At 59.5% G+C, this 22378-nt stretch carries 26 protein-coding genes; 1 reads left to right on the plus strand and 25 read right to left on the minus strand.

Annotated features, from left to right (window positions below):
* Positions 1-45 precede the first annotated feature (45 nt).
* The 12 genes from ACFQZG_RS02710 to ACFQZG_RS02765 form a co-directional block, all read right to left on the minus strand.
* Positions 46-690, minus strand: a complete 645-nt coding sequence (locus ACFQZG_RS02710) for a hypothetical protein (RefSeq protein WP_378149759.1) — start codon at positions 688-690, stop codon at positions 46-48.
* Positions 691-760: 70 nt separating this feature from the next.
* Positions 761-1144, minus strand: a complete 384-nt coding sequence (gene panD, locus ACFQZG_RS02715) for an aspartate 1-decarboxylase (RefSeq protein ID WP_378149761.1) — start codon at positions 1142-1144, stop codon at positions 761-763.
* Positions 1129-2049, minus strand: a complete 921-nt coding sequence (gene panC / locus ACFQZG_RS02720) for a pantoate--beta-alanine ligase (protein WP_378149763.1) — start codon at positions 2047-2049, stop codon at positions 1129-1131. Before panC ends, panD begins: the two co-directional genes overlap by 16 nt.
* On the minus strand, positions 2046-2915 hold the full coding sequence (panB, locus tag ACFQZG_RS02725; protein WP_378149765.1) for a 3-methyl-2-oxobutanoate hydroxymethyltransferase: 870 nt from the start codon (positions 2913-2915) through the stop codon (positions 2046-2048). The genes panC and panB overlap by 4 nt, the downstream gene beginning before the upstream one ends.
* Positions 2916-3428: 513 nt before the next feature.
* A complete protein-coding gene (locus ACFQZG_RS02730) occupies positions 3429-4412 on the minus strand; it encodes a biotin--[acetyl-CoA-carboxylase] ligase (RefSeq protein WP_378149766.1) in 984 nt (327 codons plus the stop codon).
* Between the two features lie 373 nt (positions 4413-4785).
* Complete coding sequence (locus tag ACFQZG_RS02735) at positions 4786-6264, minus strand: CCA tRNA nucleotidyltransferase (protein ID WP_378149767.1); 1479 nt, start codon at positions 6262-6264, stop codon at positions 4786-4788.
* Between the two features lie 54 nt (positions 6265-6318).
* A complete protein-coding gene (gene bshA, locus ACFQZG_RS02740; RefSeq protein ID WP_378149768.1) occupies positions 6319-7482 on the minus strand; it encodes an N-acetyl-alpha-D-glucosaminyl L-malate synthase BshA in 1164 nt (387 codons plus the stop codon).
* A 100-nt stretch (positions 7483-7582) separates the two neighbouring features.
* The gene (bshB1, locus tag ACFQZG_RS02745; protein ID WP_378149770.1) at positions 7583-8278 is read right to left on the minus strand and encodes a bacillithiol biosynthesis deacetylase BshB1; all 696 of its coding nucleotides are present in this window, start codon (positions 8276-8278) and stop codon (positions 7583-7585) included.
* Complete coding sequence (locus tag ACFQZG_RS02750) at positions 8275-8697, minus strand: methylglyoxal synthase (protein ID WP_378149771.1); 423 nt, start codon at positions 8695-8697, stop codon at positions 8275-8277. The genes bshB1 and ACFQZG_RS02750 overlap by 4 nt, the downstream gene beginning before the upstream one ends.
* Positions 8698-8736: 39 nt before the next feature.
* Positions 8737-9540, minus strand: a complete 804-nt coding sequence (dapB, locus tag ACFQZG_RS02755) for a 4-hydroxy-tetrahydrodipicolinate reductase (RefSeq protein WP_378149773.1) — start codon at positions 9538-9540, stop codon at positions 8737-8739.
* 5 nt (positions 9541-9545) lie between these two features.
* The gene (locus ACFQZG_RS02760; protein ID WP_378149774.1) at positions 9546-10094 is read right to left on the minus strand and encodes a tetratricopeptide repeat protein; all 549 of its coding nucleotides are present in this window, start codon (positions 10092-10094) and stop codon (positions 9546-9548) included.
* Positions 10095-10141: 47 nt separating this feature from the next.
* Positions 10142-10510: a nucleotide pyrophosphohydrolase gene (locus ACFQZG_RS02765; protein ID WP_378150429.1), complete on the minus strand. Its 369-nt coding sequence runs from the start codon at positions 10508-10510 to the stop codon at positions 10142-10144.
* A gap of 88 nt (positions 10511-10598) precedes the next feature.
* On the opposite strand from ACFQZG_RS02765, the gene ACFQZG_RS02770 reads away from it, so the two are divergent.
* Positions 10599-11468: a YitT family protein gene (locus ACFQZG_RS02770; RefSeq protein WP_378149776.1), complete on the plus strand. Its 870-nt coding sequence runs from the start codon at positions 10599-10601 to the stop codon at positions 11466-11468.
* A 6-nt stretch (positions 11469-11474) separates the two neighbouring features.
* On the opposite strand, the gene ACFQZG_RS02775 is transcribed toward ACFQZG_RS02770, so the two are convergent.
* The 13 genes from ACFQZG_RS02775 to hisC form a co-directional block, all read right to left on the minus strand.
* Positions 11475-12443 carry a sporulation protein YpjB gene (locus tag ACFQZG_RS02775; RefSeq protein ID WP_378149777.1) on the minus strand — a complete coding sequence of 323 codons (969 nt, stop codon included), beginning with the start codon at positions 12441-12443 and terminating at the stop codon, positions 11475-11477.
* Between the two features lie 52 nt (positions 12444-12495).
* Positions 12496-13140 (minus strand): DUF1405 domain-containing protein, encoded by a 645-nt coding sequence (locus ACFQZG_RS02780; RefSeq protein ID WP_378149778.1) that lies wholly within the window; start codon positions 13138-13140, stop codon positions 12496-12498.
* 93 nt (positions 13141-13233) lie between these two features.
* Positions 13234-14124 carry a c-type cytochrome gene (locus tag ACFQZG_RS02785; RefSeq protein ID WP_378149779.1) on the minus strand — a complete coding sequence of 297 codons (891 nt, stop codon included), beginning with the start codon at positions 14122-14124 and terminating at the stop codon, positions 13234-13236.
* A gap of 20 nt (positions 14125-14144) precedes the next feature.
* Entirely contained in the window at positions 14145-14816 is a 672-nt protein-coding gene (gene qcrB, locus ACFQZG_RS02790; protein ID WP_378149780.1) for a menaquinol-cytochrome c reductase cytochrome b subunit, read from the minus strand.
* Between the two features lie 23 nt (positions 14817-14839).
* Entirely contained in the window at positions 14840-15373 is a 534-nt protein-coding gene (locus tag ACFQZG_RS02795; RefSeq protein WP_378149781.1) for a Rieske (2Fe-2S) protein, read from the minus strand.
* A gap of 252 nt (positions 15374-15625) precedes the next feature.
* Positions 15626-16057: a DUF2487 family protein gene (locus ACFQZG_RS02800; RefSeq protein ID WP_378149783.1), complete on the minus strand. Its 432-nt coding sequence runs from the start codon at positions 16055-16057 to the stop codon at positions 15626-15628.
* A gap of 129 nt (positions 16058-16186) precedes the next feature.
* Positions 16187-16369, minus strand: coding sequence for an IDEAL domain-containing protein (locus tag ACFQZG_RS02805; protein WP_378149785.1), 183 nt, complete (start codon positions 16367-16369; stop codon positions 16187-16189).
* Positions 16370-16509: 140 nt separating this feature from the next.
* Positions 16510-17727 carry a hypothetical protein gene (locus ACFQZG_RS02810; protein WP_378149786.1) on the minus strand — a complete coding sequence of 406 codons (1218 nt, stop codon included), beginning with the start codon at positions 17725-17727 and terminating at the stop codon, positions 16510-16512.
* Between the two features lie 143 nt (positions 17728-17870).
* Positions 17871-18464 carry a histidine phosphatase family protein gene (locus ACFQZG_RS02815; RefSeq protein ID WP_378149788.1) on the minus strand — a complete coding sequence of 198 codons (594 nt, stop codon included), beginning with the start codon at positions 18462-18464 and terminating at the stop codon, positions 17871-17873.
* Positions 18461-19063, minus strand: a complete 603-nt coding sequence (locus ACFQZG_RS02820) for an anti-sigma factor family protein (RefSeq protein ID WP_378149790.1) — start codon at positions 19061-19063, stop codon at positions 18461-18463. Before ACFQZG_RS02820 ends, ACFQZG_RS02815 begins: the two co-directional genes overlap by 4 nt.
* Entirely contained in the window at positions 19060-19656 is a 597-nt protein-coding gene (locus ACFQZG_RS02825; protein ID WP_378150430.1) for an RNA polymerase sigma factor, read from the minus strand. The genes ACFQZG_RS02820 and ACFQZG_RS02825 overlap by 4 nt, the downstream gene beginning before the upstream one ends.
* Before the next feature lie 439 nt (positions 19657-20095).
* The gene (locus ACFQZG_RS02830; RefSeq protein WP_378149791.1) at positions 20096-21244 is read right to left on the minus strand and encodes a prephenate dehydrogenase; all 1149 of its coding nucleotides are present in this window, start codon (positions 21242-21244) and stop codon (positions 20096-20098) included.
* Positions 21245-21248: 4 nt separating this feature from the next.
* The gene (gene hisC, locus ACFQZG_RS02835) at positions 21249-22340 is read right to left on the minus strand and encodes a histidinol-phosphate transaminase (RefSeq protein WP_378149792.1); all 1092 of its coding nucleotides are present in this window, start codon (positions 22338-22340) and stop codon (positions 21249-21251) included.
* Between the last annotated feature and the right edge of the window lie 38 nt (positions 22341-22378).

The following is a 22378-nucleotide window of genomic DNA, read 5'->3' on the forward strand; positions in this document are numbered from 1 at the left end:
TCCGTTCGGGCGGCTACGGTCGCGGGACCGGACGCGGCTTGCTTGTCACGTAACGATCGCCTGCAGTTCCGCGCTTCCGAATTGAAGCTGTAACTGCTGTCCCAACCCTTGTTGGCAGCATTCGAGATTGCGTTTCGGATCGGCGAACGAAGGATCCGTGTCTATCGCTTTGCGGAAGTAACACTGCGCTTGATCCAGGTGGGCATATACCGCCTGAATGCAACCGAGCGCGTTGAGCGCGATCGCGCGAAGCTTGCTCTCTTCGGCGACGGCGGCGATCAGTTGAAAATGGCGTTGCGCTTCGCACCATTCCTTCATATGCATGCGGGACATGGCCAGGAACAGCCGCGCCCCGACGAAATCGGGATAGCGGGAAATCGCTTCCTCCAATTGCTGGGAAGCCTGCGGGAACATGTGAAGCTTGAAGTACCCTTGGCCCTTGATGAAGGCCCCCATCTCCGTCAGCGGATCTTGCGCGGGCTTCTGCGGGCTTGGCTGCCCTTGAACGTCCCGGAAAAACGCCATCCGGTCTTCGAACTGAAGCCATGATTCAATAATATCATCACTTAACGTTTTGAGCATGTTCCATTGTTCCTGAAGCTGGTTTTTCTCTTCGCCGGAGGCATTCGGATAACGGATAATAAGTTCGTCGAGCAATTCGTTCATGGTCGAGAACCATTGACGGATCACGGTGCGTTCATCCCCCTCTAACTCGAACTGTACTGCTCATTCTGCGTTTCGAGGGGGGGTTTCATACGCTTTACATGACGGTCGAATGCGGCTCCTGCGCCAACAATTTGACAACATGATTGCGCTCGTCCATGATCGCGACGCGAGGATGGTGTTTACGCGCCTCTTCGTCGGTCATGTAGCCGTAGCTGATGATGATCACTTGGTCTCCGGGCTGCACGAGCCGAGCCGCCGCGCCGTTGAGGCAGATGACGCCGGAGCCGCGCGGCCCCGGAATCGTGTACGTCTCGAAGCGCGCGCCGTTGTTGTTATTCACGATCTGGACTTTCTCGTCGGGCAGAATATCGACCAGCTCGAGCAAATCCTGGTCGATCGTGATGCTGCCTACGTAATTCAAATTCGCTTCCGTGACGGTCGCGCGATGGATTTTGGCTTTCATCATTTGGCGGAACATACGAGTTCACCTGCTTCTATAGGATTCACGAGCTTGTTGTCGATAAGCCGGGTGCGCCCGAAGCGAACCGCCAGGGCGATCAGGATCGATTGCGCCGCTTCGCGCAAAGGTTCATTGCCTTCAAGTCTGCGCATGTCCGGATACGACACGATCTCAACGTAATCGATATCGGCGAGCGGCGAATTGCGGATGTCTTCCGACAACTTACGGGACAATTGCACGGCCGAAGCCCCCTCCGCGATCCAGCCGTCGGCCTTCGAGAGCGAACGGGACAGCGCGAGCGATTGCAACCGCTCCTCGTCGTTCAGGTACACGTTGCGGGAGCTTAGCGCGAGTCCGTCTTGCTCGCGTACGATCGGGCAAGGCACGATTTCGACCGGAATGCTGAGATCGCGCACCATCTGCGTAATGACCGCGACCTGCTGCGCATCCTTCAAGCCGAAGTACGCGCGATCGGGCTGAACGATGTTGAACAGTTTCGCCACGACGGCGGCGACGCCGTCGAAGTGTCCCGGGCGGCTCGCCCCGCACAGATGGTCGGTCACTTGAGCTACGCTGACGGTCGTCAGCAGCGGGTACTGCGGGTACATCTCCTCCACGGAAGGGAGGAACGCGATGTCCACGCCTTCCCGGGCGGCCAGCGCGAGATCGCGCTCTTCGTCGCGAGGATAGCGGGACAAATCTTCGTTCGGTCCGAATTGAAGCGGATTGACGAAGATGCTCAGCACCGTCAGTCCGTTGTCAGCCTTCGATCGCGCGAGCAGGCTGGCGTGTCCTTCGTGAAGATAGCCCATCGTCGGGACGAATCCGACGGTTCCGCCCGCGGTTACGAGAGAGCGTCTGTAGGCGTTAACCTCTTGCCTAAGCTCGGAGATCGTTCGGATAATCTTCGGCGTCCGCGTCATGGCTGACCCTCTCCCCCGTATAGTTTGACAGGCGATGCCTGGTTAGCGTTCGATTCCTGCAATGGGAATCCGTGCTTCTCCTCCGGAAAAACCTTGGTCTTCACGTCGCTTACGTACGACGAGATGGCGTCGCGGATCGTGTCGCCGATGTTCGCGTAAGCTTTCACGAAGCGCTTGTCGCGAATGCCCGAGCCGTAGCGCAGCAGATCGTGGAACACCAGCACCTGCCCGTCGCAGCCCCGACCCGCGCCGATGCCGATCGTCGGAACGGTCAACGACCGGGACACGGCCGCCGCAAGCTCCTCCGTCACGAGCTCCAGCACGACGCCGAACGCGCCGGCTTGCTCGAGCGCCTTGGCGTCCTGCAGCATCTTCTCCGCTTCCGCGCTGCTCTTGCCCTGAACCTTGTAGCCGCCGATCTGGTGAACCGATTGCGGCGTCAGGCCTATATGGCCAAGCACGGGAATGCCGGCTTGCGTCAGCAGACGGATCTCGTCCGCAAGCTCCGCGCCGCCCTCGAGCTTCACCGCGTGGGCTCCGCCCTCCTGCATGAGTCTTGCCGCGTTGCGCAGCGTCTCCGCCGGTCCGAGCCGGTACGTCGCGAACGGCATGTCGGCGACGATCATCGTGCCGGGCGCGCCGCGGACGACCGCGCGCGTATGGTAGATCATGTCGTCCAGCGTAACGGGAACCGTTGTATGGTAGCCAAGCACCACGTTGCCGAGCGAATCGCCGACGAGTAGGATGTCGACGCCCGCTTCCTCCGCCAGCATGGCGGAAGGATAATCGTACGCGGTGACCATGGCGATCGGTTTGTTCTGGCTTTTCATCGCTTTCAAGCGAGGTAGGGTCAATGCTTGCTTCATGGGAGTACCCTCCTAGAGTTGTATTCGTTTGGAAACAAACAAAAAAACCTCTTTTTGCCCGCGAGCAAAAAAGGTTCCCATTCAACATAGAACGTCCTTCACGTCCTTCTGTCTCGGTCCTTTCGGCTCAGAGCAGAATCCGCCGCGAATCATTGACGGTATTCAGTTAACGCGTAAGTAGTGTGCCCATCTCATCTTGCAAGTGCGGTTCGCGCGGATACCGCCTTGCATGTCGATTGTAGCACAATTCGGCCCTGAAGTCCATGGAAAGGCGAGCTTTACGGCGAATGCCCGATTGCGTCTCTTCCTCGGTTTTCCGCGACTTTAAGGGATATGTGCCTCTATTTGCATCGCTTGCCGGGACTTACGTGAAATAGAGGCGGATTTGCCTCCTATTTGCGAAGCGCCCTAGAATTTCCGCGATTTAAAGGCATATGTGCCTCTATTTGCATCGCTTGCCGGAACTTTCGTGAAATAGAGGCGGATTGGCCTCTATTTCCACGGTCCTCGCATCTAACGATCCGCAGCCGGATTCCCTACCTCTGCCGAGTAAATCGTTCGCATGCTGCCGTCTTCCAACTCGACGCTTATGCCGCCCATGTCGTCCAAGCCGCGCGGCACGCCCACGATCGCCCCTTGCGGGGTATGAAGCGTCGCCGGTCGGTGCAGCGTAACCGAACGCGCCTCCCACAGGGCGCGGATCGGCGCGAAGCCCTGCTCGAGATACAGCGCGTACAGCTGCTCGAACTGCTCGAGCACGGCGGCGATCAACTCGCTCCGCGAAATCGCGTGCCCGGCGGCCATCTTCAGCGAGATCGCTTTCTCCAGCAGCTCGGCGGGATAGTCTTCCGGATCCAGGTTCGCGGATATGCCGAGCCCGACGATCACGTACCGCAAGCGCTCGTCCTCCGCCGCCGATTCCAGCAGAATGCCGCTAATCTTGCGGCCGTTTACGAGCAGGTCGTTCGGCCACTTGATGCCGATGTCGAGCGGGACGATTCGAGTAATGGCGCGGCTTAGCGCGACGGCGGCGAGCAACGTTAGCTGCGGCGTAAGCGGCAGCGGCACCGACGGGCGAAGCAGCAAGCTCATCCATACGCCTTTGCCGGACGGAGATACCCATGAGCGCCCCATGCGCCCCCGGCCGCTCGTCTGCTGCTCGGCGATGACGAGCGTGCCTTCCGGCGCGCCTTGCTCGGCAAGCACGCGAAGCTCGTCCTGCGTCGAACCGACGACGTCGAGAATGCGCACGTTGCGCCCGAAGCTGTTCGTCGTCAGCTTCGGCAGCAATTCCTGCGGCGTAAGGCGCGCCGGCTTGTCCTTCAACCGGTAACCGAGCCTCGGCGTCGCCTCGATGACGTAGCCTTCCGCCTCCAGCTTGCGGACTTGCTTCCATATCGCCGTACGGCTCACGTTCAGCTTCTTGCTAATCTCTTCTCCCGATACGTACGAGCCGGGCTCCGATTCCAACAAGCCGAGCAATGTGACGTCGCTCATAATGAACCCTCTCTTCCCTCGCTGCAATTCGCCGAATATCTCACTCACACCATTTTAACGTTATGACACAGCGTTATTTCGCCGAACCTCTCACGCGCACCATTTTAACGTTATGACACAGCGTTATTTCGCCGAACATCTCACTCGAACCATTTTAACGTTATGACACAGCGCTATTTCGCCGAACAGCTTACGCGCACCATTTTAACGTTATGACGCAGCGTTATTTCGCCGAACCTCTCTCGCGCACCATTTTAACGTTATGACACAGCGTTATTTCGCCGAACCTCTCACGCGCACCATTTTAACGTTATGACACAGCGCTATTTCGCCGAACAGCTTACGCGCACCATTTTAACGTTATGACGCAGCGCTATTTCGCCGGATCAACGCGTTCGCCCTCTTCTTCGGCTAGCCTTCCTGCTCCTTCCGCTAGCTCAGACGCATTGTTGGCAAGCCGCCCGTGAGCGACTTCCGACAGCAACTGCCGCAACAGCTTCGCGACCCACGGTCCCGGCGGCCGGTCCAGCAACTTGGACAGCTCGTCCCCGCGGACGGCCAGCTCCCCGATGCGAGCGATCGGCATGTACGCCAGCCACTGTCGCTCGTCCGGCAACTCCCCTCCGCCGTTAGCCGCTGCCTTATCGCCGCCGTGCTTCCGGATGTCCTCTTGACCGCCGCCCTTCGGGTTCGCGCCCGCGACGCCCCGAACGGCATCCCGGATCGCGAGCCAATCCTCCGCGACCGGCACGCCGTAATCGAGCACCGCTTCGATCCACGCCCCGCGATCGCAGCCGCCGATTAACGCTAACCCGCTCGTACCGGCTCCGACCGACTCTCCGGCAAGCCGCCGTTCGATGCCGACGATGCCGGCGATGCGCGATCCCCGCTTGCCGCTCATGCGCAGCGTCTTGCACGCTTGCAGCGCGTCCGCTTCCGTCGCGCCGACGCCGATCCAGAACGCGGCCCAGCGCGCGTCGACGTTCTGGATATCGGCCAGACGCAACGATCCAACTACACCCGATTCCTTCGCCGCCCACTCGCCCTCTTGCAGCTCGTCGGCCCCGACACCCTTAACCGCGGGCATCGCCTCCTTGGCATAGGCCAACAAGCCGCTATGCCGAAGCCACGCGCAAGCCAGATCAGGTCCGCTGCCCGCCATCATCTTGTCCCATTCGGCGCCGATCCGCTCCATCGCGACGTTCGCAAGCCTCTCCCGCCTCGAGGCGATGCCGCCCCACGTATCGGCCGACAGCGCGAAGCCGAGCTCTGCGCCGAACCGGATCGCGCGCACCATACGCAGCGCGTCTTCGCCGAACCGGTCTTCCGCGCGGCCGACCGTGCGCACGATGCCCGCGGCCAAGTCGTCCCGGCCGCCGAACGGATCGAGCAGCTCGCCGTCCAATCCGACCGCCATCGCATTGAACGTGAAGTCGCGGCGCGCCAGGTCCTCCTTCACGTCGCGGACGAACGCGACTTCGTCCGGCCGACGCGAATCCGAGTAACCCGACTCGGTCCGATAGGTAGTCAACTCGAACGGCGCTCCGTCCGCCATGACCGTAACGGTGCCGTGCTGCAGACCCGTCGGCAGCGTGCGGGGGAAGAGCTCCTGCACCTGCTCCGGCAACGCGGAGGTAGCGATGTCGATATCGTGGAGTTGCCTGCCGATAAGCCGATCGCGAACGCAGCCGCCGACGAGGTAAGCCTCATGGCCCGCCTCCGCGAGCACGCGAAGCAGCTTCATGCCTTGCGCCCACAGCTTACGGTCCGCCTCCTCCGCGCCTTGCGCACACAACTTACGGTCCACATCCCCCGCGCCTTGAGCCCACAGCTTATTGTCAGATTCACCCATGTCCGGCAACGTCCTTTCCGCGCGACGTCCGCGAGGGCGAACGTCTCCCGGCTGTTAGGCCTGGCATACCGTTACCGGCTCTCTGGCCGGCATGCCAAGCACGCGGTAATAAATATCCTCGTACTGTCTCGTGATCAGCTCGTCGCAGAACACGTTGTGCGCCCTCTGCAAACCCGCTTCCCTGAAGCTGGCGTACAGCGAATCGTCCGTCAGCAGGCGAATGGCGTTGTCGGCCATCTCTTCCGTATGCCCGATCGGCGACAAGTAGCCGGTAATGCCGTTCTGCACGAGCTCCGGAATGCCGCCCGCGATCGAACCGATCGTCGGCACGCCGCAGGCCATCGCCTCGAGCGCGACGAGACCGAAGCTCTCCTTCTCCGAAGGAAGCAGCATCAGGTCCGCGATCGAGATGACGTGCGCGACGTCGTCTTGCTTGCCGAGGAAGTGCACGCGGTCGACGAGGCCGAGCTTCTGGATTTTCGCCTGGATTTTCGGCAGATCCGGACCTTCGCCGACGAGCAGCAGCTTAGCGGACACCTTCTCGCTGACGCGAGCGAAAATATCGACGACGTCGCAGGTCCGCTTGACCGGACGGAAATTCGAAATATGCATAAGGATCTTCTCGCCGTTGCCCGCGTAATCCGAACGCAAGTCGGAGCATCTGCGCGGATAATAGATCCTCTTGTCCACGAAATTATAGGTAAGGTCGATCGGCTCCTGAATATCGAGCAGCTCGCGCGTCTCGCGAATCAAGTCCTTGCTGACCGCCGTCACCGCGTCGCTCTGGCGAATGCCGAGGCGGATAATGTCCTTCAGCGACTCGTCCTGCGCGAGCACCGTAATATCGGTTCCGTGAAGCGTCGTGACGACTTTCAGCCGGTCGCCGCTCATTTGTTTCGCCAAGTACGCGCATATCGCGTGCGGAACCGCGTAATGGACGTGCAAGACGTCGAGATTTTGCAGGCGGGCGACTTGGTTCATTTTACTCGCCAGAGAAAGGTCGTACGGAGGATACCGGAACACGTAATAATCCGATACTTCCACCTCATGATAGAAGATGTTGCGATGAAATTTACCGAGACGGAACGGCATGCTGTGCGTAATAAAATGAATTTCGTGTCCCTTCTCGGCAAGCAGCTTGCCGAGCTCGGTGGCGACGACTCCCGAACCTCCGAGAGACGGATAACAGGTAATGCCGATCTTAAGCGGACGACTCATGATGTATGCCTCCTTCCTGCTGCGTTCCGACATCCGCGGGATATTACCGCGCATCCTGTCGGACGCCTTTCCCAACAATGTATTCGTTCGGCGAGCGCTTTTAGAAGCGTTCTACCGCTAGCGGTCCTTTCGGAATGAAGCCTTCGGCGTACTCGTAACGCTTCGGTTGTCCGAGCAACCGGTCCCTGGCGACGACCGCATCCAGATAAGCGGCAGTAAGCGGCGTCTCCACAGCGTCCTCGCCGGCGGGCATGAACTGCGACCGGTAAGCCCGGAGAGCTTCCATCTTCACGCCCTGCGTCTCGCTAATATCGACGAGCAGCTGCGGCGGATGAGCGTCGTTGATGAAGTAGAAGAGGAGCTGATCCGCTCCCCATGCCGGCAGCTCCGGCAGATATCGCCTAAGCTTCGCGCTGAACACCGCTTCCTCGGCCATGCGGCTGCACGCGACATGGTCCGGATGACGGTCTATCCCATAGGGTGCGAATACGAGACGCGGTCGATACGTCCGGATGGCCGCGACCATTAGATCGATCATCTCCGGAACGACGGCCAGCCGCCGATCGGGCAGCCCCAGGTTGTCCCGAACGGCGATGCCGAGCGCCGCCGACGCCGCCGCGGCTTCCCGCAATCGCGTCTCGACGTCGCCGTTGGACGACATCTCCGCGCGCGTCAGGTCGACGATGCCGACCCGGTCCCCGGCTTGCGCGTGTTTGGCGATCGTGCCTCCCATGCCGATCTCCGCGTCGTCCGCGTGCGCCGCGAAGACGAGAAGATCGAGCTTGCGTTCGGTCATTCTTCGATACCCGGCTTATACTTATGTACCAGCTCGCGCCAAGCGAAGTCTCCCCGCTCCAGCGCCTTGATCAGCAGCTCGCCGGTCGCGATGTTCGTCGCTACCGGGATGCCCTGCACGTCGCAAAGGCGAAGCAAGGCGATAATATCGGGCTCGTGCGGCTGCGCCATAAGCGGATCCCGCAAGAAAATAATCAGGTCCATCTTGTTCTCGGCGACGAGCGCGCCGATCTGTTGGTCTCCGCCGAGCGGGCCGGACATGAACCGGTGCACCGACAGCTCGGTACTCTCCATGATTCGCGAGCCCGTCGTGCCGGTGGCGTACAAGCGGTGGTGCTTCAAGACGTGCTCGAAGGCGATGGCGAAGTTCACCATCTCGTCCTTCTTGCGGTCGTGCGCGATCAGCGCGATATCCATCATCGGTGTCTTTCTCCTCTGCCGGGGGTAAGCGCCCGCGCGTTAGTCTAGAAAATGCTCGAAACCGTAAACCATGCCCGTCGTCTCCATGACCTTCTTGATCGCCGTGTTCACGCCCGGCATATATCCCGCGCGATCGTACGAATCGTGGCGAACTTTGAGCGTTTGGCCGAACGCGCCGAATACGACTTCCTGCTGGGCGAACACGCCCGGCAGCCTTACGCTATGTATGCGGAATCCGTTATAGTAACCGCCGCGGGCGCCTTCGATCACTTCTTCCTCGTGCGGATTGCCTTGACGCAGCTCTTGGCGGGCTTCCGAGATCCATTCCGCGGTTTTGATCGACGTTCCCGAGGGGGCGTCTAATTTTTGGTCTCCGTGGTATTCAATGATTTCCACATGGGGAAAATACTTGGCAGCCATCGCGGAAAACTTCATCATGAGGATGGCGCCGATCGAGAAGTTCGGAGCGATCAACCCGCCGATGCCCTGGGACTTGCACTGCTTGTCCAAGTCCGCGATCTGTTCGGGCGTGAACCCGGTCGTCCCCATGACCGGACGAACGCCGTAACGAAGGGCGATCTCCGTATTCGGAAGCGCGGACTTCGGCGTCGTGAAGTCGACGAGCACGTCGGGACGCGACGACGACAACGCCTCCTCCAGGTCGGCTTGGACGATCACGCCGGTATCGGGTTTGCCGACGAGCGTTCCCGCGTCGACGGCTCCCGCGGTTCTAGCGACCGCGGCGACGAGCCGCAACGCCGGATCCTCCAACACCATCTTGACGACTTCCTTGCCCATTCGCCCGCTGGCGCCGGCTACGGCTACTTTAATAGGCTGAGACACGCGCATCACCTGTTTCTTTTCGGATTAGAATTCGAATATTGCTGTTTGAGCGCTCTCCGTCTCTCCGCGCGCACCTCGAACAACAGCCTGCGGGCCTCTTCGTTCAACGGATCGAGCGCGAGCGTCTCGCGAAGCGACTCCAGCGACCGCCGGTAATCTTTGCGAATGCGGTAAGCGATACCGAGCAGCAGGAACGCCTCTACGGACAGCGGGTCCAGTTCGGTCGCTTCCTTCAAATCCGCGATGCACGCGTCCGCGTTCGGGAGAGCCATCGCCAACCGGCCCTTCGTCTCGGCGATCAACTGCTTCGCTTTGACCGTCCGGTAATGAAGCTTGTAAGTCGGATCGTCCGGCATGAGCTCGAGCGCTTTTTGCGCGTACGACATCGCCAGCGGCAGCTTCCCGCTGCGCATGCAAGTGACGGAGCCTTTATAATAATAAGAGGCATTGCCCGGCTCCGCGGCGATCGCCAGCTGGAACCCGTGCAAGGCAAGCTCGAAGTCGCCTTTCAAGATGGCTTCGTACGCTTGCCGGAGGTACGCTTCCCCGTTCATGAACCGACCACCCTCCTTCGTTAAGGGGATGGTACAGCATATGAATATCAGATCGTATCGGTGTTCTTCTTCGTCCAACGGTTCGCGTCCCGAGTGTTGAATTTATCCATGACTTTCCGGTGCGCTTCCGTCATGTCTATGCCCAAAGCGTTCGCGAAGCAAATGACGATGAAGAGAATATCGCCGAGTTCCATCTCGATGGAATTGTCCGCTTCGTCCCGCTTCTTGGGCTTCTCGCCGAACTCGTGATTGACTTCGCGAGCCAGTTCCCCGACTTCCTCGGTCATTCTGGCGAGCATCGCGAGCGGAGAGAAGTAGCCTTCCTTGAATTGGCCGATATAATCGTCCACGTCGCGCTGGATGTCGGCAAGCGTGCGCTGCGACAACGTCTTGCCCGTTATGCGGGATTCTCCCATCCGCAGCATCCTTCCTTTCACGAAGCTATGATTCCTATGTTAGCGCAAGACGTTGGCGAAAACAAATGCATTTTTGGAGGTCATGACGATGAAAAGCACCCGTGTGTGGAACGCCGTAAGAAGCTGGAGCCTGATCGTCGCGGGAACGGCCGTGTACGCGTTCGGCCTGCAATATTTCATCATCCCGAACATGCTCATGGAAGGCGGCGTCACCGGCGTCGCCGTCCTGCTCAATTACGCCGCGGACTTGCCCGTCTACCTGACCTCCCTGCTGATCAATCTCCCCCTCTTCCTGCTCGGGTGGCGGCAGCTCGGGAACAGCGCGATGGTATTCACGCTGGCGGGAACGGTGCTGCTCTCGCTGTTCCTCTGGATCGCGGAGCTGCTCGTAGACCGCGGATGGCTGACGCCGTTCACTTCGCAGCAGGATTTCATCCTAGTCGTCCTCTACGCCGGCGTCACGCTCGGCGTCGGTCTAGGGCTCGTGTTCCGCGGCGGCGGCACGACGGGCGGGGTCGACATCATCGCGCGCATCGTGCACCGCCTCCGCGGCTGGAGCATGGGACAGATCATCTTGACGCTCGACGTGTTCATCCTCGGCGTGTCGCTTCTGTTCATCCCGAAGGAAAAGGTGCTGTACACGCTCGTCAGCGTGTTCATCGCGTCCAAGGTCATCGACTTCATCCAAGAAGGCGCGTACGCGGCGAAGGCGTTCACGATCGTGTGCGCCGAGCCGGAGAAGCTCGCGGCCGACATTACGAAGGAGCTCGATCGCGGCGTTACGCTTATGCCCGCGGTCGGCGGGTACTCCCGCGAGCCGAAGACCGTCGTCTATTGCGTCGTCAGCCGCTTCGAGATCCGCAAATTAAAAAGCCTCGTTCGTCTACACGACAAACGGGCTTTTATCGTCATTAACGATGTGCACGACGTGCTGGGAGAAGGTTTCCGCGAAGAATAGGAACCGTTATTTGCGATATCGCCAGCGTTCCATCAGCCGTTCCGCGGCGTCTTTGCGCTCCGGGGCTTTGGCCGAAGGCGGAATGCCTTCCTCTCCTTCGTCGCGATACCGGCGCCAGCCGACCCACGTGAGAACCGTTACGATGAACGACCCCATCATCGCGGACCAAGCCCAAGACGCGCCCGGCGCCGCCGGTACGAGGACCGACTCCCCTCGTTCGTCCGGGACGGGGAACAACCCCAACATAGCATCCTGCAACGAAGGCACGAGAAGTTCCGTCAACTCCCTATGATAAGGCTCCTCGCGCAGCACCGTATCCGCGTAACGAAGCACCGCATCGCTTCGCGCGATCGCCGTATCGCCTTGGAAGCCGAACAGCGCCGCCGTCCGGATGGCTTCGTAATCCGATCGCAGCTGCTCCAACGCGGCGCGAGGCTTCGTCTCGCCGCCAAATCCCGCATCCCCGCTCAACGCGCGGCCGAGGGCGTCCACGTCCTCGGACAGCACCGAGCGATAATCGTGCCACAACGGCCGTCCGGGCTTCGCCATCGCGTCCGCGGCGAGCAGCAGCGCCGCCGCTTCCTTGCGCAAGCGCAGCTCGTCCGGCTTGGGCACGGCAAGAGACAATCTGATTTGCGTCAACTGCCGATCCATCGCCTGCAGCCCGTCGATGGAATCGTCGTTGGATATCGGTAGCAGTTTGAATCGATAGTCGATGACGGCCAAGCTTTGCGACATGAGCGCCGTATCCCCGTCATTAGCCGCCGCGTACAATCGGTTGGCGGATCGAAGCAGCGATGCGTACGCCTCCGCCGAGGAGGAGGAAACATCCGCGTTCGGCAGCGCCTTCGCGCCGTCCGCCGAGACTTCGCCGTCGCCGCGCCCAGCGGTTGCCGCCTGCGGCAACGTAAGCAGCATGACGATCGCAGCCGCCAAGACGAACAGTAATAATCGTGCGCGAATAAGCACATTCACGGACATCCCCTCCTGCCCTAAGCGTATGAGGGGATGTCCGCGTTTAGAACGGCTAGTCCAGCTCCTTCTCGTTCACCGCGAACTTCGCCATAGCCGCCGCGAGCACGCTGAGCGCCGTCAAGACAAACGTGAATACGCCGACGGCGACCAGATCGTCGTCAAGCTGCCATGGCAGCGAGGGATACACGCCGTACGTATAATCGACGCCATCGTTCAGGAACGTCCACGCCGCGGCTGCCATAACGGCGAACCCGCCGAAAGTGAACAGCCGCGCGTATAGCAGCGCGACGATGGCCATCGCCGTATGGCCGATGACGAGCATCCAATGCTCCCACTGAAGGATGTCGCCTTGCGCTTGTCCGGCGAAAATAATCGCCGTTGCCCAGACGCCGTATTTGACCGAAGTCACGACGCCGAGCGCTTCGACGATGCCGCGTACGCCGTTCACCCACGGCTTCTCCGAGCGCTCCGGTTTGATCCAGAGCCAGAGCACCGCGATCGCGAACCAGAGCGAGGCGGTCGGACTGTCCGGGACGAACGGCAGTTGCCACAGCGGATGCGTCTCGTACGTATCGATCAATTGATTTTTGTACCAATAATAGCCGTAGACCGTACCCGGAACGTAGATGAGCATCATCAGCCAGAGGATCTTCGGATTCAGCAGAAATCGCTTCGATTGCAGCACTCGCCAGTTCAACGGACTTCCCCCCGTACGCTTATCTCTAAGAAAAAATGGTGACGCTCGACTAACCGGGCGCCACCATCGTTGATTAACTGCTTATGTCGGTCGTTACTCCGCGCCGGCCTTCTGTTTGGACAGCCAAGTCGCGACTTGTTCGATTTGCTCGGCGGTCAGCGTATGCTGTGCCGTGCCGCCTTCTTTGAAGGCTGGCATCGCATCGCCTTTGCCGTTCGTGATGATATCGATGAGCTCTTCCTTGGAGTGCGTGTCGCCGATGCCGCGAAGCGTCGGCGCGCCGCCGCCTTCGAGCTCTGCGCCGTGGCAGCTGATGCAAGCCGCTTGCGTCATCGTGTCCGTGAACGCCGGATCGTCGGCTTCGACCATCGCCGCGATTTTCTCCTTGCCCGGGATGAACCGTCCGAGACCCTTCTCGATGTTCTCTTCGGACTTGATCTCGCGCTCGATATGTTCCGGCGTTACGCCGTTCTTCTCCAATTCGTGCGTGTAATGGTCCCAAGATACCCAAGTCAAGTAAGCGACCGCCACGAGCGACGTCAGCATCAGACCCGATGCGATCGGACGCCTGTAGAAGCGACGCTCTTTGCCCGTATCGAGGAACGGGGCAAGCAAGAGCGCGATGAAAGGAATACCCGACAACCCGAGCACGCCGAGGACGAGGTAATCTTCCGATGCATACGGATACTTCAGCAATTGATACAGGAACAGGAAGTACCAGTCCGGCATCGGGATGAAAGCGCTGTTCAGCGGATCCGCGGGATAACCGAGCGGAGCCGGTTCCGCGATGACGAGGACGAGGAATCCGACCAGGACGACGACGCCGGCCATCCATTCCTTCAGCAGGAAGTTCGGGATGAACGCTTCGGACTTGCCCGGAAACGCGGTATAATCGGGCGGCGGACTATCTACGCGTGCCCGTTTCCGGACGCGCGAGTCGCCTACGAATACGATTTTTTCGTTAGGATCATGTTTATGTGCCATCGCTAGCCACTCCCTTCTGTTTACAGCGGCCCTGAGATGCCCTGTCTACGAATCATAATGAAGTGTCCGGCTAGCAGAGCGAGCAACGCTCCTGGCAAGAAGAACACGTGGATAGCGAAGAATCGGGTCAGCGTTTGCGCGCCGACGATCGTGCCGCCGTTCATCAATTCCTTGATGTATTCGCCCAAGAAAGGCACGGCTCCCGCGATTTCCAAGCCAACCTTCGTCGCGTAGTAAGCTTTGTTGTCCCACGGCAGCAAGTAGCCCGTGAAGCCAAGGCCCAACATGACGAAGAATATCAGCATACCGACGATCCAGTTCATCTCACGCGGCGCTTTGTAGGAACCGGTGAAGAACACGCGCAAGGTATGTAGGAACATCATTACGATTACGAGGCTAGCGCCCCAGTGATGCATGCCGCGCACGATCGCGCCGAAGGCGACCTGATGCTGGAGGTAATCGACGCTGTAATAAGCGTTGATAATATCCGGCACGTAATACATCGTCAGGAACATGCCCGACAAAATCTGAATGACGGTGATGAAAAACGTCAGACCGCCGAAGCAGTATACGAATGCCGAGAAGTGGTGAGCCGGGTTAACGTGCTCAGGCACCTCGTGATCGGCGATATCCCGCCACATCGGCGTAATATCCAGACGTTCGTCGATCCAGTTGTACATATTTTTGAACATGGGACTGAGTATCCCTCCTTCTACTACACGCGGCTATTCGGCTCAATCGGTCCGAGATATACCCAACCGTTGTCCAATTTCACTTCGTATTCGTCGAGCGATTTCGGCGCGACCTTGAGGGTCTTGCCGTCTTTCGTGTAACGCGCGCCGTGACATGGGCAGTGATATTCGTTAGGCGCTTCTTCGCCGCCCCAACTTACCGTGCAACCCAAGTGCTTGCACACCGGGGATAAGGCAAAAATCTTGCCGTCTTCGCCCTTCGTGATCCATGCCGACAGCTTCGGGTCGCTTTCGTACCAGCCGTCGACTTGGTGAATTTTGAACTTCACCTCGGTCGGCTCGGTCGTTACCTTGCTTTCCTCGATAACTTTGACGAAATTACCCTTTTCCTTCTTTTGCAATATAGGATCTACAGCAAAGCGGATCATCGGTAAAATGGCACCGCCGGCCATAAAGGCTGTAGCTCCGCCTAGCGTATACGACAGAAACTGACGTCTCGTCATTTCCTTACGCTTCGACGGCGCGTGCGCGGTATCGTGCTGCTCTTTGTGGTCCATTCATTCTACCCCCTTTGCCCCACCAATCTCGCGTCCGATACGGACTTTAACAGTTTGTTCACAAGGACATAACTATAATAGCCCACGCGATATATAGCGTCAAGAATCGGCCGCAGAGTTTCCCCGTCCGGCGTGAAATGCGCGATCAAAATGTTCTCAAATTGTCACATTTCTCCGTAGGCGTTGTCGCCCTATTGTTTGCCGTTCGGCCCTCACTTTATTCGCGCCGAGGGCATTAACGACGGCATTCGTCTAGCTTCGGGCCGTCCCCGCCCGCCACATGGCCGCGACCGTCGCCCGAATCGCGTCTTCATCGGGCTGTTCGTCTTCCGAGAGAGGTTGAACGCGCAAGTCGGCCGCTGTCACGGCGTCCGGCGCGCCGCCGGCTTGTCCGCTCACGACGACGACGTACCGGTAACCGCTCGCCTTGAGCCGCTCGCACATTTCGTTCAGCCTGCCGGACGCGTCCGGGCCCGCCCGATCGTAATGGTACGCCGGCAACGTTACGGTGCGGCCGTTGAACGCGCGCTCCAGCACCGACAGCCAATCGCCGGTTCGCAACATCCGCTCCTTCGCCTCCCACGGAGGCTCCATGCCGGTTAAGCCAGATATCGGCAGCAAGCACGTGTCGAGATACGGCTGCAGCTCCGCCCAGCTCTGATCGCTGATTTCGCTAAATTTCATGATGTTCTCTCCTTGCAACTCGCGTATGTCCATCGTACTCCAAATCGCGCGACAATAAAAGAAAAAACCCAACCATCCGGTCGGGCCTCACGTTAATATGAAATGACCGGCGATCGGTCCTTGCGCAATCTATGGCCGTATCGTCTTCAATTCATCCGTTAATCGCCGAAATGATTCGACGTCTCCTTGGGCGAGCGCTTCGTCGATTGCGTCGTAAATCTTCTCCGTCCGGTAATTGCGCAGCGCTTCGTCCAGGACCATTTCTGCCGCCAGTCCCAGCATCGTCTCGTAGGCGACTTTCATGTTGTCCATTCGTTGCACCTCCGAATAATCCGGCGTTAAGGACCTTTCCTGGTATCGGTCGCGCGGTCCCCACTACAAGCATATTCAGCGTTTCGGCCCGAGTACAAGACGAACGCCCTCATCCCCATCAATATACCGTTGCCTATCCGCTAACGATTCAATACGATGCGGTCTTCGAACGGGAGAACGGCCCCCTGCGCGAGTGCTCTGCCTTGAGGCGTCGCGCGAACGACCGCCTCTCCCGCCGCGGTTTCTCCCCACTTGATGACCCCAAGATGCATGAGCATCGCCAGCACGCGCCTCTCGAACACGTCGCGGCTCGTATCGTAGTAATACGAACGAACGAGCGGTTGCAGCGTCGCGTACAGCGATTCGATCGTCGCCCATTCTTTCGCGAGCCGCGTTACCCATTGCGCGATCGTCGTCACGTTCGGAATCGGGCCCTTGTACAGCCTCATCCAGAACCGGTACTGATCCGCAGGATCCGGACGGACGGTTCCGTCCGCCATGTCGCGTCCCGCCTCGGTAATCGTCAGACGGTCCGACCGTTCCTCGACGAGCTTGTTATAATACGCGTAATCGTACAGAAATGACAGCCGGTCGGGATAGTCGCGGAAATGGCGGCCGTAACCGAACCGCCAACCGCCGCGGGTCGGAGCCGATTCGCTCACGGCCATCAGCTCGAGCAGTTGGCCGAGCTGGCGTTTGTAGAGCACGCCTTCGGACGTGATCTGAAGATCGTTGTCTCTTACGAACCGCAGCAGCTGAATCGAATCTTCTAATAGAAGGTTGCGTTCGTCCCTATACACGGGCGGCTCGTCCCTCTCCACGAGCATTGCCCGGTAACGGCGCTCCAACGCTTCGCTTAACCTGGACCTGACGTCCTCCGGCACTTGGAACAAGTAACGCGTCTGTTGGGAGAAGCCGTTGAACAGCCAGCCGAACTTCTTGAACCGGGATATCGTGCGCCTCGCGACGTCGTCGGGAGCAAGCGGCGCCGGAACGGCGCTCTTCCCTTTGCGGGAGCGGCTGCCCTTGGTCGCCGTCGTTTGCGCAGAGGAGCTCGGTTCCGCCGGCTTGGCTTCGCCCGAAGCGGCGCCTGCCGATTCGCCGCCGAGCGCGCGGGCTTTCAATTCTTCCAAGCTGTACGCGCCGCGGCTCTCGAACAGCAGCGAATTCAGGAACCGCAAGTCGCCGGCGGCCATCTCCCCGACCCTCGATTCCAGCACGTCCCTTCGCTGAACGGCGGAAAGAATCGACTGGATCAGTTCGTTCTTCGAATGGCTGCTGCACGTGCAATCGTACGTCTCGGCGATCGCGGTCAGCTCGGCGATGTCCGCGTAACAGAGCATATCGGCCAAGTTCATGGGCATTCCCCGCCTCTTGGAGCATTTACTGTCCATTATCGGTCGACGGCACGCGCTTTAAACGTCGGCGTTCGTATTTAATAGAAGAAGCCGACCCTTGACTATCCTTGTGATAGTCAAGAGTCGGCTTATGAGAAGACAGTTTACTTAGAGGCTTGTAAATGCAACGTGCAATTGTGAATGAGCGGCTTCCATCCGCCTCCCCGTTCTTCGAGCACCGTCAGCGAAACGTTCTGAATGTAACCGTCGTCCAAATCGCCGCACATCGCCTTCATCATCGTCGACAGGAAGCTGCCGTGCGTGACGACGAGCCACGACTGTCCCGGACGCGCCGTCACGAGGTCGCCCACGAAAGCGAATCCCCTCGCTTCGAGCGAGGCGTTAGGTTCTTGATCCGGCACGTTCTTGCGCCAGTCTTCTCCCCATAACGCCAACCGCTCCGCGAGCGTCGTGCCTTCCGCTCGGCCGAACGAGCGCTCCCGCAGCCTTGCGTCCGTCTCGTGCGGCAATCCGAGCCGATCCGCGATTACGCGCGCGGTCGTCGCCGCCCGCTTCAGATCGCTCGACACGACGCCGTCCCACCGCATGCCGTCCGACGCCAACCGTTCCGCCAACAGACGCGCCTGCGAGACCCCTTCGTCGCTTAGCGGAATATCCGTTACGCCTTGAATCTTGCCCAGTTGATTCCATTCTGTGACGCCGTGCCGGATCCAGCCGACCGTTACCGGTTTCGTCATGTACGCACGCGGGAGAGCCAGTTCAGGATGAGCAGCGTCATGACGATGCCAAGCATGGAGAGGGCGACCCAATACTCGGGCATGGCGGGCGATACTTGGAGCATGATCGGATCGCCGAGACTGGCGACCGGCACTTCGAGATGAACGCCGTCGCCGAAGCTGTGGCTGGCGGCGAACGCTCCGGCCGTGTTCATGATGCCGGTCATCTTCTCGCCGTCGCCGCCGGAAGACCCGATCGTCGTGTACAGGAAACCGCAGATGAATACGGTCAGCAGTGCGGCGAGCAAGCCCGCCACCTTGCGCTTGAAGCTATATGAGAACGCGTAAGTACGGCGCACGGCCGGCAGGAACCAGCTTTGCTCCGAGTAGATTCGGTTCATGACGTTGTCGTTCACCCATTGCGCGGCGGCGGGCTCCTCGAAGGCGCGCTCCCCGTCCGGCAGCTCTTGAATGATCGATGCGCTCTCTTCCCATATGCGGAATTCCTCCGCGCAGGAAGGGCATTCGCGTACATGCAAATCGACGGCTAATCGTTCCGGTGCATCCTCGGGCAAATCCCAATACGCTCCGAACCATTCTCCAGCTTCATCGCATCTCATCGCAGTTTCATCTCCTCGTACTCTTTCATGATCGAAGGTTCGGTGAAGTAGCTTTCCAATTGGGCTTTAACGCTCGCTCTCGCCCGGAACAGCAGCGATTTCACGGAGCTGACGGTCTGGCCGAGAATATTGGCGATCTCTTGGTAATCCATGCCGTCGTATTCCCGCAAGATAAGCGCCGAACGCTGCTTCTCCGGCAAGCTGTTGATCGCCTCTCTCACCTTCGACACCTTCTCGCTGCGGAGAAGCTGCTGCTCGGGAGCCGCCTCTGCCGGCGCAGCCGGCACATATGCGGTGTCGTCGAGCGACAGGTGCGTCGCCTTCTGCTTGCGAAGCTCGCTCAGCACGGTGTTGCGGGCGATCGTGTACAGCCATGTGGAGAAAGAAGCGTCTACTTCCCGGAAGGAATGAAGACTGCGGTAAGCTTTATAGAACGTTTCGGAGCTTAAGTCTTCCGCCAGCAGCTCGAGCTTGGCGCTCTTAAGCATATGAAACACGAATGCGATGATTTTCTTCTGATAACGGCCCATCAGCGTCGCGTAAAGCTCGACGTTGCCGTCCTTGATTTCCCGTATTAACTGGGAATCGGTCATCATCTTCCGCGACCCTCCCCCATCTAAGGGTGAACGCGCGACCGGTATACGTAACATTGTACCGACGGCGAACGAAAAAGTTGCGCTGCGATCGCGCATTTCCCTAGCATAAGCCAGTATTTTACAAATGATCTCTGCTATTGTATCACAGGAAATGACTGCATGAGCTTAAAACTTTCTCAAATATGCGAGGAAAATCCGTCCTATTTATCATCTTACGCGATAGGCGAACAAAAAAATACCACCCCGAAGGGTGGCTGCACATTGTGCGAGGATTGGATAGGAGTGGAGAGAAACCATACTGTACTTTTATTATATGTATACGTTTACATTCTGTCAACGATTATTTTAAGCGTTTTCATGGCTTGTCGCGCGGGCGCCCTCTTCGATGACAAAAACCGTTCGGCATCGAGGCCGAACGGTCTTTCGCATGCCTTACCTATCGATGAACGGAATAACGCAAACCGGTGAGCAATTGCACCGCTTTCTCCAAATCGTCTTCCTTGCGGAAGCTGAGACGAAGCACGCCGGGCACGTCGTCGCGGCTCTCGATGATCTGCAGGTTGCTCAGGTTGATCGAAGCGGTTCCGAGCTCGGTCGCGATGCGGCCGATAATGCCGGGATGGTCGGGAACGTCCACGTAGCATTCGTAGATCGACGTAATGACGCCTTTGCGCCGCTCGGGCAAGCTGCTGCGGAATTCGCCCGCCGTCCGGAACTGCTCCGCGACGGCCGCCCCGTCCCCCGCCGCGATCTGGTCGGCGAACCGGCCGATCTCCTGCTGCCAATCGCCGATCAGCTTCAAGACGACGTCGCGGTTATTGAGCAGAATATCCCGCCACATGACCGGATCGCTCGAGGCGATGCGCGTAATGTCGCGGAATCCGCCGGCCGCGAGCACGGCGTACAGCTCGTTCGTCTCGTTGTAGCCGGCCACTTGGTTGACGAGCGCGGCCGCGATGACGTGGGGGAGATGGCTGATCGCCCCGACGATCGTATCGTGCTCCACCGCGTCGACCTTGACGATGTGAGCCTTCGTCAGCTTGAGCAGTCTCTCGAGCCGCTCCAGCGCGTCCCGGGGCGTATCCGCCGTCGGCGTCAGCACGTAGTACGCGTTCTCGTACAGATGGGAGCTGGCCGCCTCGACGCCGGAGCGTTCGCCGCCGGCCATCGGATGTCCGCCGATGAAGACGCCGCCCCGCAGCGCCAGCTTGGACGCATGCCGGACGACCGAAGCCTTCGTGCTCCCGACGTCCGTAATGATGCAGCCGGGCTTAAGCGCGACGCGGGACAGGCGGTCCATATAATCGTCGAGCATGCCGACCGGCACGCAGACGAAGATGAAGTCCGCGTCCTTCGCCGCGTCCTCGAGCGACGTCGTCGCTTCGTCCACGACGCCGCGCGCGACGTACTTCTCGACCGACTTCGGATTGACGGAATGGCCGACGACCGTGAATCCGGGCTTGCCTTTGAAACATAACGCGAGCGACCCGCCGATCAGGCCGACGCCGTAGATGACGACTCTGACGGGCCCGTTATCCGCGACGCCGCCGGTCGTCCCTGTAAATTCGCTAAACTCGCCTGTCATGCCGTCACACCTTTACCTCGACTTCTTGGAGCACGGCCTTCAGAGCGGCGATCACTTGCTCGTTCTGCTCCTGGCTGCCGACCGTAACGCGGATATAGTTCTCGCCGAAGCCCGCTCTGACGATAATGCCGCGGCGCATCAACGCGTTATATACGTCGTAGCCGTTACGCTTCACGTCGACCATGATGAAGTTGCCGTATGCCGGGAACGGCGTAAGGCCCAGCTCAGCGAACGAGGCGTTCAGGAATTGCAGCCCCTTCTTGTTCTGCTCGCGGCAGTAAGCGATGAACGCTTGGTCTTCCAGCGCCGCCGCCGCGGCCGCTTGGCCGACGCGCGACGTGTTGAACGGCGGACGGATCGGATTGACGGCGCGGATAACGTCCGCGCGCGCGATGCCGTAGCCGACGCGCAGCGCGGCGAGGCCGTAGATCTTGGAGAACGTGCGGAGAAGCACGAGATTCGGATATTTCGGAAGCAGCTCGAGGCCGTCCGGGTACGACGGATCTTCGATGTACTCGCAATACGCTTCGTCGAGCACGACCATGACGTTCTGCGGCACTTGATCGAGGAACGTTACGAGCTCGTCCTTCGAGACGATCGTGCCGGTCGGGTTGTTCGGGTTGCACACCCAGACGATCTTCGTCTTGTCGGTTACGCGCGCCAGCATCGCCGGAAGGTCGTGCGTGCCGTTCTTCATCGGCACTTCGACGATCGTCGCGTTCTCGACTTGCGCGTTGTGCTTATATTGGGAGAACGTGAGGTCCGCCATGATCGTCTCGTCGCCCGGGGACAAGTACGCGCGGGCCAGCATCAGAATAACCTCGTCGGATCCCGCTCCGAGAATGATCTGATCGGCGTTCACGCCGTGGTGCTTCGCCAAGGCGTTCGTGAGCTTGACCGCGGCTCCGTCCGGATAGATGCTCAGCTGGTTCAGCTCGCCCTCGATCGCTTCTTTCGCTTTCGGAGAGCACCCGAACGGGTTCTCGTTGGATGCGAGCTTGATGATTTCGGTCAACCCGAGTTCCCGCTTGACGTCGTCTACGGGCTTGCCGGGCATGTATACCGGCAGGTTCGCGATGTTCGGTTTCACTTGCATGGGGTTTCCTCCTCGAATCTTCGTCGGGCTCGGTCTGA

The organism is Cohnella sp. GCM10027633, assembly GCF_042675445.1.
Classification (GTDB): domain Bacteria; phylum Bacillota; class Bacilli; order Paenibacillales; family Paenibacillaceae; genus Cohnella.

Coding starts and splice junctions, on each gene's coding strand:
- panD (WP_378149761.1), bottom strand. CDS start 1,144: ATGTTCCGCCAAATGATGAAAGCCAAAATCCATCGCGCGACCGTCACG.
- panC (WP_378149763.1), bottom strand. CDS start 2,049: ATGACGCGGACGCCGAAGATTATCCGAACGATCTCCGAGCTTAGGCAA.
- panB (WP_378149765.1), bottom strand. CDS start 2,915: ATGAAGCAAGCATTGACCCTACCTCGCTTGAAAGCGATGAAAAGCCAG.
- ACFQZG_RS02730 (WP_378149766.1), bottom strand. CDS start 4,412: ATGAGCGACGTCACATTGCTCGGCTTGTTGGAATCGGAGCCCGGCTCG.
- ACFQZG_RS02735 (WP_378149767.1), bottom strand. CDS start 6,264: ATGGGTGAATCTGACAATAAGCTGTGGGCTCAAGGCGCGGGGGATGTG.
- bshA (WP_378149768.1), bottom strand. CDS start 7,482: ATGAGTCGTCCGCTTAAGATCGGCATTACCTGTTATCCGTCTCTCGGA.
- bshB1 (WP_378149770.1), bottom strand. CDS start 8,278: ATGACCGAACGCAAGCTCGATCTTCTCGTCTTCGCGGCGCACGCGGAC.
- ACFQZG_RS02750 (WP_378149771.1), bottom strand. CDS start 8,697: ATGATGGATATCGCGCTGATCGCGCACGACCGCAAGAAGGACGAGATG.
- ACFQZG_RS02760 (WP_378149774.1), bottom strand. CDS start 10,094: ATGAACGGGGAAGCGTACCTCCGGCAAGCGTACGAAGCCATCTTGAAA.
- ACFQZG_RS02765 (WP_378150429.1), bottom strand. CDS start 10,510: ATGGGAGAATCCCGCATAACGGGCAAGACGTTGTCGCAGCGCACGCTT.
- ACFQZG_RS02770 (WP_378149776.1), top strand. CDS start 10,599: ATGAAAAGCACCCGTGTGTGGAACGCCGTAAGAAGCTGGAGCCTGATC.
- ACFQZG_RS02785 (WP_378149779.1), bottom strand. CDS start 14,124: ATGGCACATAAACATGATCCTAACGAAAAAATCGTATTCGTAGGCGAC.
- qcrB (WP_378149780.1), bottom strand. CDS start 14,816: ATGTTCAAAAATATGTACAACTGGATCGACGAACGTCTGGATATTACG.
- ACFQZG_RS02795 (WP_378149781.1), bottom strand. CDS start 15,373: ATGGACCACAAAGAGCAGCACGATACCGCGCACGCGCCGTCGAAGCGT.
- ACFQZG_RS02800 (WP_378149783.1), bottom strand. CDS start 16,057: ATGAAATTTAGCGAAATCAGCGATCAGAGCTGGGCGGAGCTGCAGCCG.
- ACFQZG_RS02805 (WP_378149785.1), bottom strand. CDS start 16,369: ATGGACAACATGAAAGTCGCCTACGAGACGATGCTGGGACTGGCGGCA.
- ACFQZG_RS02810 (WP_378149786.1), bottom strand. CDS start 17,727: ATGAACTTGGCCGATATGCTCTGTTACGCGGACATCGCCGAGCTGACC.
- ACFQZG_RS02815 (WP_378149788.1), bottom strand. CDS start 18,464: ATGACGAAACCGGTAACGGTCGGCTGGATCCGGCACGGCGTCACAGAA.
- ACFQZG_RS02820 (WP_378149790.1), bottom strand. CDS start 19,063: ATGAGATGCGATGAAGCTGGAGAATGGTTCGGAGCGTATTGGGATTTG.
- ACFQZG_RS02825 (WP_378150430.1), bottom strand. CDS start 19,656: ATGACCGATTCCCAGTTAATACGGGAAATCAAGGACGGCAACGTCGAG.
- ACFQZG_RS02830 (WP_378149791.1), bottom strand. CDS start 21,244: ATGACAGGCGAGTTTAGCGAATTTACAGGGACGACCGGCGGCGTCGCG.
- hisC (WP_378149792.1), bottom strand. CDS start 22,340: ATGCAAGTGAAACCGAACATCGCGAACCTGCCGGTATACATGCCCGGC.